The 9,116-nt window shown below is 64.4% G+C and carries 6 protein-coding genes; 4 read left to right on the top strand and 2 right to left on the bottom strand.

All coding sequences use genetic code 11. The features are described from left to right. Nucleotides 1-51: 51 nt before the first annotated feature. Together fghA and ACXJL8_RS25130 are read right to left on the bottom strand one after the other, a co-directional pair. Nucleotides 52-897 carry an S-formylglutathione hydrolase gene (gene fghA / locus ACXJL8_RS25135; RefSeq protein ID WP_456685773.1) on the bottom strand — a complete coding sequence of 282 codons (846 nt, stop codon included), beginning with the start codon at nt 895-897 and terminating at the stop codon, nt 52-54. Nucleotides 898-976: 79 nt separating this feature from the next. Further along, nucleotides 977-1,597: a response regulator gene (locus tag ACXJL8_RS25130; protein WP_456685772.1), complete on the bottom strand. Its 621-nt coding sequence runs from the start codon at nt 1,595-1,597 to the stop codon at nt 977-979. 200 nt (nt 1,598-1,797) lie between these two features. Between ACXJL8_RS25130 and ACXJL8_RS25125 the strand changes: the two genes are divergently transcribed. The 4 genes from ACXJL8_RS25125 (at nt 1,798) to ACXJL8_RS25110 (ending at nt 9,100) form a co-directional block, all read left to right on the top strand. Then, a complete protein-coding gene (locus tag ACXJL8_RS25125) occupies nt 1,798-3,156 on the top strand; it encodes a histidine kinase (protein WP_456685771.1) in 1,359 nt (452 codons plus the stop codon). 181 nt (nt 3,157-3,337) lie between these two features. Further along, on the top strand, nt 3,338-5,782 hold the full coding sequence (locus tag ACXJL8_RS25120) for a TonB-dependent receptor (protein WP_456621014.1): 2,445 nt from the start codon (nt 3,338-3,340) through the stop codon (nt 5,780-5,782). Nucleotides 5,783-6,208: 426 nt separating this feature from the next. Continuing rightward, nucleotides 6,209-6,370, top strand: a complete 162-nt coding sequence (locus ACXJL8_RS25115) for a hypothetical protein (protein ID WP_456685770.1) — start codon at nt 6,209-6,211, stop codon at nt 6,368-6,370. A 60-nt stretch (nt 6,371-6,430) separates the two neighbouring features. Further along, complete coding sequence (locus ACXJL8_RS25110) at nt 6,431-9,100, top strand: patatin-like protein (protein WP_456685769.1); 2,670 nt, start codon at nt 6,431-6,433, stop codon at nt 9,098-9,100. The last annotated feature ends 16 nt before the right edge of the window (nt 9,101-9,116 follow it).

Genomic DNA, 9,116 nt, shown 5'->3' with positions numbered 1-9,116 from the left:
CCCCAACCCTCTCCCCGTAAGAACGGGGAGAGGGAGAGGAGAGACCGAACCTCACCCCTTCAACCGCTCCGCGTGCCAGTGCAGATGATCGCCCATGAACGTCGAGATGAAATAATAGCTGTGGTCGTAGCCCGCCTGCCGCCGCAGCGTCAGCGGGATGTTGGCCTTGGTGCAGGCCGCCTGCAGCAGCTCGGGCCGAAGCTGCTCCTTCAGGAAATTATCGGCCTCGCCGACATCGACGAGAAAGCCGGAAAACTTCGCGCCATCCTCGATCAGCGCCACGGTGTCGTGGCTGCGCCAGGCCTCCTTGTCCGGCCCGAGATAGCCGGTCAGCGCCTTGTTGCCCCAGGGCACCAGCGACGGCGCCACGATCGGCGCAAACGCACTGGCCGCGCGATAGCGGTGCGGATTGCGCAGCGCCACCGTCAGCGCGCCGTGGCCGCCCATGGAATGGCCCATCACCGATTGGCGCTTCGCGTCGACCGGAAAATTCTCCGCCACCAGCTTCGGCAGTTCGTCGGTGACGTAGCTCCACATGCGATAGTTGCGTGCGAACGGCTCCTGCGTCGCGTCGACATAGAAGCCGGCGCCCAGGCCGAAATCATAGGCATTGTTGGGATCGCCCGGCACGTCGGGCCCGCGCGGTGAGGTGTCGGGCGCGACGAAGATCAGCCCGAGCTCGGCGCAGGCGCGGCGGAATTCGCCTTTCTCGGTGACGTTGGCATGCGTGCAGGTGAGCCCGGAGAGATACCAGACCACGGGCAGCTTCGCGCCAACCGGATGCGGCGGAACATAGACCGAGAACACCATGTCGGTTCCGGTCGCCTGTCTCGCGTGGCGGTAGACGCCCTGCACGCCGCCGTAGGATTTGTTGGTCGAGACAGTCTGAATCGTCATGCCCTAAGCTCCAGTGGCACTTAACCACATCAACATTGCAACGCTTGTGTGACCGAATGTGTGGCGGCTGCCCCGCGCGTCAGGCGACGCCGCTGTCGATCGCCAGCCGCACCAGCTCGACCGAGGTCTTCACCCCGAGCTTCTGACGCATGATCGAGGAGGTGTTGGCAACCGTCTTGTAGGACGATTGCACCAGCCAGGCGATCTCGGACAGGCTCTTTCCGGCGCTGAGCAGCCGCAGGATCTCCATCTCGCGCGCGTTCAGCTTCGACAGCGGATTTTGCGCCAGCGCAGGCCCGGCAAAGGCGATGCTGCGCGCGATCGCGCTCGGCAGATAGGTGGCGCCGTCGCCGACGGTGCGGATCGCCTCGACGAGATCGTCGGGATCGCCGGTCTTGGAGACATAGCCCTTGGCGCCGCACTCGATCGCGCGCGCGGCGAAGGCGGGGTCGTCGTTCATGCTGAACATGATGATGCGGGCCTCGGGCGCGCGGTCGAGGATGCGGCGCGCCAGCTCGAAGCCGGAGACGGTGGGCAGGTTGATGTCGATCACGCAGAGGTCGGGGCGTTCGACGATGAACACGCACTCGCCGTCTTCGGCGTCGGCGGCCTCCAGGATCTCGATCTCGCCTTCGTCGGCCAGCACGGCACGGCAGCCGGAGGCGACGATGGGATGATCATCGACGATCAGAATGCGCATAGGCGTTCCCCGCGACAGCCCCCGGCCTGTTTCGCGCCGCATGATGCCCAACCATCGAGACGCGTGCGAGCGCGCCTCATGTCGCCTCATGCAACCCGGCCGGGATTGCTGTACGCTTTCGATTAGATATCGGGCGCTTCGGGTCTGTCAACGCCATCGCACAGGCACGAGCAATCCTTCGCGGGGCACGGGCAACACCAATGTGGCAAAATCTATCCTTGCGCGGGCGCATCAACCTGCTGCTGGCGCTGCTGCTGGCGCTGGGGCTCGCCGTCAACATCGGCCGCCAGGTCGCGGAAGCCGGGCCGCGCGTGCAGGCCGAGGACCAGAGCGTGATCCGGCTGGCGCGCGAGTTCATCGAGATGATCGTTGCGGACCTCAACGAGGCGCCCGATCCGGACGCCCGGTTGAACCAGATCGCGCGCGATCTCAGCCGTCTGCGCCATGTCAGCATCGCGCTCAGGGACGGCGGCGGGACGCCGCTCACGCCGCCGCGGCTCGATGCCGATGACGAGGCGCGCGGACCGCCGGCCTGGTTCGTCAGCCTGGTCCATCCCGAGCAGACCGCGGTCAGCGTGCCCGTCTCGGTCCATGGCAAGCCCGGCTCGCTGGTGATCACCTCGCATCCCAATGACGAGATCGCCGAGATCTGGGACGGCATCGTGACCCAGCTCGAGGTCGGCTCGGTGATCGCGCTCGCGCTGTTCCTGGTGATGATGACTGTGGTCGGCCGCGCGCTCCGGCCGCTCCAGTCTCTGGCGGAGGCGATGGCCGAGCTCGAAAACGGGCGCTATGAGGCGCGGGTGAGGCCGGGCGGCGCGCCCGAGCTTGCCGCGATCAGCACCAAGCTCAATCATCTGGCGGCCACGCTGGGGGAGGCGGTCGAGGACAAGCGGCGCCTTGCCGAGCGCACGGTGTCGCTCCAGGACGTCGAGCGCAAGGAGATCGCGCGCGAGCTGCATGACGAGTTCGGGCCGTATCTGTTCTCGCTGCGCGCGCATGCCAGCGCGCTGGCGAAGCAGGCGGACGGGCGCGTTCCGAGTGCGGACGCCGTGCGAAAGCACGGCAGCGCCATGCTGGAACAGATCAACGCGCTCCAGCAGTTCAATCGCCGCGTGCTGGAGCGGCTGCGGCCCGTCGGCCTCGCCGAACTCGGCCTGCGCCAGGCGCTCGAATCGCTGTCGCGGCTGTGGCGCGAGGCGCATCCCGACGTCGCGATCGAGACCACGATCTCGCCGGCGCTCGGGGTCACCGGCGAGACCGCGGACCTCACCATCTACCGCACCGTGCAGGAGGCGCTCACCAACGTGTTCCGCCATGCCGGCGCGACCTCGGTCAACGTCGTGATCGAGCCGGCCGGGCAGCCGGGGCGCGACGGCCGCATCTGCGCCCGGGTGCGGGTCAGCGACAATGGCCGCGGCATGGAGCCGGGCCAGAAGCTCGGCTTCGGCCTCGTCGGCATGCGCGAGCGGATTCTCGCACTGGGCGGCACGCTCAACGTCGCCTCCGGCGAGGGCGGCGTGACCGTGGAGGCGCTGGTTCCGACGGCGCCGGCCTGATCGCACGGAAAACAAATCGGGAAGAATTCCCGATTTGGTCGGGAAAACGGGTGCGGATATCGCCCGATCTTTTGTGGCTGGTGCGTTCGCGGCGGCCGACTACACTCGTCCCAACCAAGCGGCGAAGTTCAAAACAGCCGCAAAAAAAGACCGAACGTATTTGCGGATGGGACGGCAGGGGATGGGCGTGCGAAGATTGTTGATCGCCTCGATATCGACGGGGCTGATGTCTGGCGTGGTCCTCGGGACGGACGCGGGGGCCGCGCAGGACGACGAGACCAACGTTCAGAACCTGCCTGCGATCGAGGTGGTGGCGCCGCAGCCCGCTCCGCGGCGGAGCGCGCCGCGGACGCCGGCGCGATCCGCAAGCTCCGCGAAGCCCAGCAACAGGCTTTACGTCTACCCGACCTCGCCGGGCACCGGCAGAGGTCTTGAAGTCGACAAGGTTCCTTCGGCGATCAACGCCGTCGATGCCAACCAGATCAAGCGTACCGGCTCGCTGAACATCACCGACGCGCTGAGGGACAACATCGCCGGCGTCAACATCAGCGAAGTGACCGGCAATCCGTTCACGCCTGATGTTGAGTTCCGCGGCTTTGTCGCTTCGCCCGTGACGGGCACGCCGCAAGGCCTCGCGGTCTACCAGAACGGTGTCCGCATCAACGAAGCGTTCTCGGATGCCGTGAACTGGGACCTGATCCCCACCGCCGCGATCAGGTCGGTGACGCTGGTGACCAACAATCCTGCCTTCGGCCTCAATGCGCTGGGTGGCGCGATCAACCTGCAAATGAAGGACGGCTTCACCTATCAGGGCGCCGAGCTCGACCTCATGGGCGGCTCGTTCGGCCGCATCCAGGGCTCGGCGCAATGGGGCAAGCAGGTCGAGAAGAACTACGCCGTCTACGCCGCGCTCGAAGGCCTGCACGACAACGGCTTCCGCAATTTCTCCCAATCGGACGTGCGGCGCTTCTACGGCGATGTCGGCTACAAGGCCGGCGACAGCGAATTCCACGTCAACATGGGGCTCGCCAAGAACGATTTCGGCGCCAGCGCCACCGTTCCGGCCGAGCTGCTGGAGAAATATTGGGGTGCGACCTACACGACACCGCAGACCACCAGCAATCGCGTCGGCTACGTCAATCTGATCGCCAAGGCGGACGCGACGCCGACCTGGACGCTCGAAGGCACGGCGCATGTGCGCAGGTTCGAGCAGAAGGTCGTCGATGGCAATCCGACCGACGTGCAGGAATGCGCCATTGCGGGACTGCTGTGCTTCGGCGACGACACGACGCCGGCGAACGGCGTGAACGGGGTCCAGCTTGCCAATCCCTTTGCTCCGGGAACAATCCTCGGCGAGATCGACCGGGGCTCGATCCGTTCGACCACCTTCGGGGTCTCGGGGCAGGCCACCAACGTCGATCAGCTGCTCGGGCATGATAACCGTTTCGTGGTGGGGGCGAGCTATGACGCCAGCGTCACGCGCTACAACGCCACCGCCGAGATCGGGACGATGGGCGAGAACTATGTCGTCAGCGGCAGCGGCATCTTCCTGGGGCCGACCGGCACACCAGTCCCCGTTGCCGGTCCGGTCTCGCTGCGGACCGTCAACCAGTATAACGGCCTGTACGCGATGGACACGTTCAACGTCACGGATGCCTTCGCCGTCACGGGCGGCGGCCGCTTCAACGCGGCGCGCATCACGCTGGAGGATCAGCTCGGTACCGATCTCAACGGCGATCACACCTTCTATCGCTTCAACCCGGTGATCGGCGGCACCTACAAGATCACGCCGGAGTTGACGGCCTATGCCGGCTATTCCGAGGCCAACCGCGTGCCGACGCCGCTCGAGCTCGGCTGCGCCGATCCCATTCGGCCCTGCCTGATCGCGGCGTTTCTCGTGTCGGACCCGCCGCTGAAGCAGGTGGTGTCCAAGACGGTCGAGGCCGGCTTCCGCGGCACCAAGGAGCTGAACATCGGTTCTCTTGGATGGAAGGTCGGCGCTTTCCGCGCCACCAACTATGACGACATCCTTGCCGTTCCTGCGGTCGGACGCACCGGCTTCGGCTATTTCACCAACGTCGGCAGAACGCGGCGTCAGGGGCTAGAGGCCGAGGTCAACATCAAGTCGCCCACGCTTCAGTTCCAGGCGAGCTATGCCTTCGTCGACGCGCGCTTCCTCGATGCGCTCGAACTCGGTTCGGAGAGCCCGTTCAGGGATCCTGTGACCGAGACCATCCACGTCTCGCCCGGCAACCAGATCCCGGCGATTCCGCGCCACCTCGTCAAGGTCGGCGTAGACTATGCCGTGACCGACGTCTGGAAGGTCGGGGCCAACGCAATCTTCGTCTCCAGCCAGTATTTCGTCGGCGACGAGTCCAACCAATATTCGAAGCTGCCGTCCTACACCGTCTTCAATCTCCACACGTCCTATCAGGTGACGAAGAACGTCCAGCTCTACGGCCGCGTCGACAACATCTTCGACAGGCGCTACGCCACCTATGGGCAGTTCTTCGACCGGGGGGCCCTGCCGAACTTCACCAATGGCGGCGCCGAGTTCACCGACCCGCGCTCGCTGAGCCCGGCGCGGCCGCGCGCCTTCTATGCCGGCATGCGGGTGACGTTCTAGGCCAACGTCTTGCTGTTCCTGTGTGCGGGACGGCCGCGCCGGTCGCCGGGCCGAGTCCCGCGGCGACCGGCCCTCTCCCGGAAATTGTCACAAATCGGCTCGCCGATCGGCTTGTATTGATGGTTGTTGCTGCGTCATACTACACCGTTACATAGAGCGTCGGTGTTGAGGGCGATTATTGTCCAAGCCGGGCTTGCGGCAGTGCGGGTCTGCATGATGTGCAAGCTCACTTCGCGTGACTTTTGAACACGTGAATTCAAGGGCGTGCCCTTGGGGGCGTGATTTTGACGGATACCGGCGCGATTTCAGCAGCGCCGGTGGAAAGACCCCCTGAGCATCGGCGTGCAGACGCGTTGCGCGAGCCATTCCCGGCGGGTGGCCCGGAGGATCCTGCGCGCGCGTCACTCTGAGGACGGGGGGCGAGGAATGACTGATATTGCTGCGACCGGCGGACCGGAGACCCGGCAGGACAATCTCTATGCGCGCGAGATGCGCCTGGGCGTCGTCATGTACGGCGGTGTCTCGCTCGCAATCTACATCAACGGCGTCACCAACGAATTATACGAAATGGCCTGCGCCACGCCGTAGGTCGGCGGGCATGGGATCACCGGCCGCACGCGCGACGTCTACCGCAAGGCGTCCTGGTTGATGCGCGACCAGCGCCTGCGCGAACGCTATGTTGCATATTTGAACAATCCGAAAGCGATCGACCCGTTCAGGGATCCGGGGACCCTGAGACTGGTGGGGCGTACGCGGTTCGTGGTCGACACGATTGCGGGGACGTCGGCCGGCGGCATCAACGGCCTGTTCCTCGCCAAGGCGCTCGCCAACGAACAACCATTTGCTCCCCTGAAAAAGCTGTGGATTGAGGAGGGCGATATCGGCAAGCTGCTCAACGACAGCGCGTCCTATCAGCAGCTGGAATACGCCAGGACCAATGGTCCGCCGCAGTCCTTGCTCAACAGCGATCGCATGTATCTCAAGCTGTGCGACGCATTCCTCAAGATGAAGACGACCGCCGCGCCGTCCGCTCAAGACGGGTCGTCGTTGGCCGATGAGATCGACCTCTTCATCACGACGACCGATATTCGCGGAGCCGTGGTGCCGCTGCGCTTGTTCGACAAGGTCGTCTATGAGAGGCGGTACAAGCAAGTCTATCACTTCCGTTACGACGCAGCTAATGGCCACAACGATCTCTCCGACGACAACGTGCCCTTTCTCGCATTCGCCGCGCGTTGCACGTCGTCGTTTCCATTTGCGTTTGAGCCGATGTCCCTGGTTGATGCCGAGCGCTTGTGGGGCTTGCGTCCGGGAGCTCAGGTGGTCGTCTTCGACGAATGGAAGCGGTTTTTCACCGGACTTTCGACCGATGATCTGACCAAAGGCTATTGGCGCACGCGCGCCTTCGGCGACGGCGGTTATCTCGACAACAAGCCCTTCAGTTACGTCGTCGAATCGTTGTCGTTGCGCATCGGCAGCTTGCCGATGGAGCGTAAGCTCATCTATGTCGAGCCTTCGCCGCTTCATCCCGAAACGGAGCGCAATGTTTTCGAGGCCAAGCCCAACGCCGTCGAAAACGCCTTTGATGCTCTCCTCTCGATTCCGACGGACGAGACGATCAGGGAAGACCTCGAAGCGGTATTGGCCCGCAACCGGCGTATCGAACGCGTCGACCGGATCGTTCGTCAGGTCGAAAAGGAGATCGAGGAGCGCAGTGATGATCCCTTCGCGCGCATCGTGCTCGAGAACGGCACGGTGCCTAAATGGCGATCGCGCGACATGCGCGACATGGTCAATTACTACGGCGCGGCATTCCTGCCGTATCGCCAGCTCCGTGTCATGACGGTGACCGACGGCATCGCAGATCGGCTGGCTGCGTGGTGGGGTATCGACGAGCAATCCGATCGCTTGTACGCGTTGAGAGCAATGGCGCGCGTATGGCGCGACGCGCATTACTTCGAGAACAAGGCCGACCCGAGGGCCGCGGATCAGGCCGAGTCCACAAATGCGTTTCTCGAAGACTACGATATGAAATACTATCTGCGGCGCGCCGCCTTTATCTTGCGCAAGGTGCATCAGCTTCTGGCTCTGGCGATGAAGCTCGGGCTGCCCGAAGCGGAGCGGGACTACTCCGATATCGAGCTGCATCTTCGCAAGCGCTGGGAAGCCGCCGGCTCACTGCCGATCGACTCGATGGACTCGCGGCATCTCGTCAGTGCGCTGACCTGCCTTGCGGAGGGTCTCGGTGGTACGATCCGGGAAATCCGGCAGGCGGTGTCGCTAAAGGCTCCGCCGGAGAGGGTCCCGCCGAGGAATCGCAAGGCCCTCGATCAGGTCCTTCTGCTGCTTCTCAGCGACAAGGCTGACGAGTGGCCTTCAGAGTTGAAGACGGAGGACGGCCAGACGGTCCGCGTTTCGTGGGACCTGCCGCTTCCGAGCCCGTCGCGCACGCTTCAGGAAAATGTCTACGCGAGAGCGCAGATACTCTATCAGTACGCGCTGGGAGCCAGTGTCACGGACCTCCAGGCGGCACTGGAGAGGGACATTGCCGCGATCCAGTCGGCCTACGGGCGCGTCATACGGCGATCATCCGACACGGGACCGACGGTCCACGCACTGTTGGGAGCGCCGGACTTGGTCGTCTCGGAACAAGGCGGGGCACCAAAGGTCGACATCGCCGTTTTCTCCGTCGACCTGCCCGGCTACGCAGCCTGCCTGAACACGCCTGAAGGCATGGTGCTGCGCCGCTTTCTCGCCGGGTACTACATGCGTTTCGACGAATACGACCAGGTGAGCTTCCCGCTTTACTATGACACGGGTACCGGGGAGCCTTCGACGGTCGAGGTGATCCGCATCAGCCCCGAGGATGCCGGTAGCCTGATCGATGAATTGGACGACCAGGGCGAGACCGGTCAATCGCGACGGAAGCTCGCAGGGACGGCGCTTTACAACTTCGGCGCCTTTCTCGACGAACGATGGCGCCGCAACGACATCATGTGGGGCCGGTTGGACGGTTGCGAGCGGCTGCTCGACACCATGTTCCCGGCTCCCGACGACAAGACAATCAAGGACATTCTCCTCCAGGAGGCGCAACGCACGATCGTGCGCGAGGAGATGCAGCCTGACGGATACGAGAAGCTGCTCAACGACTTTGCCAGAGCACTGCGCGCTCGCCCCGACGCGTCCCTTGGCGCGACGTTCGACGAATTCTGGTCGAAGCTTCCGCTGGCTGCTGCAGGTCAGCGCCGCGTGCAGATCGCCCAGGCGCTGAAAGCTGTGCTCGGCGACAGCGACGCGTGCAGTTCGCCCAGGCGCTGAAAGCTGTGCTCGGCGA

The sequence above is a fragment of the Bradyrhizobium sp. P5_C11_2 genome (genome assembly GCF_054049755.1).
This window is presented reverse-complemented; position numbering and strand designations above follow the sequence as displayed.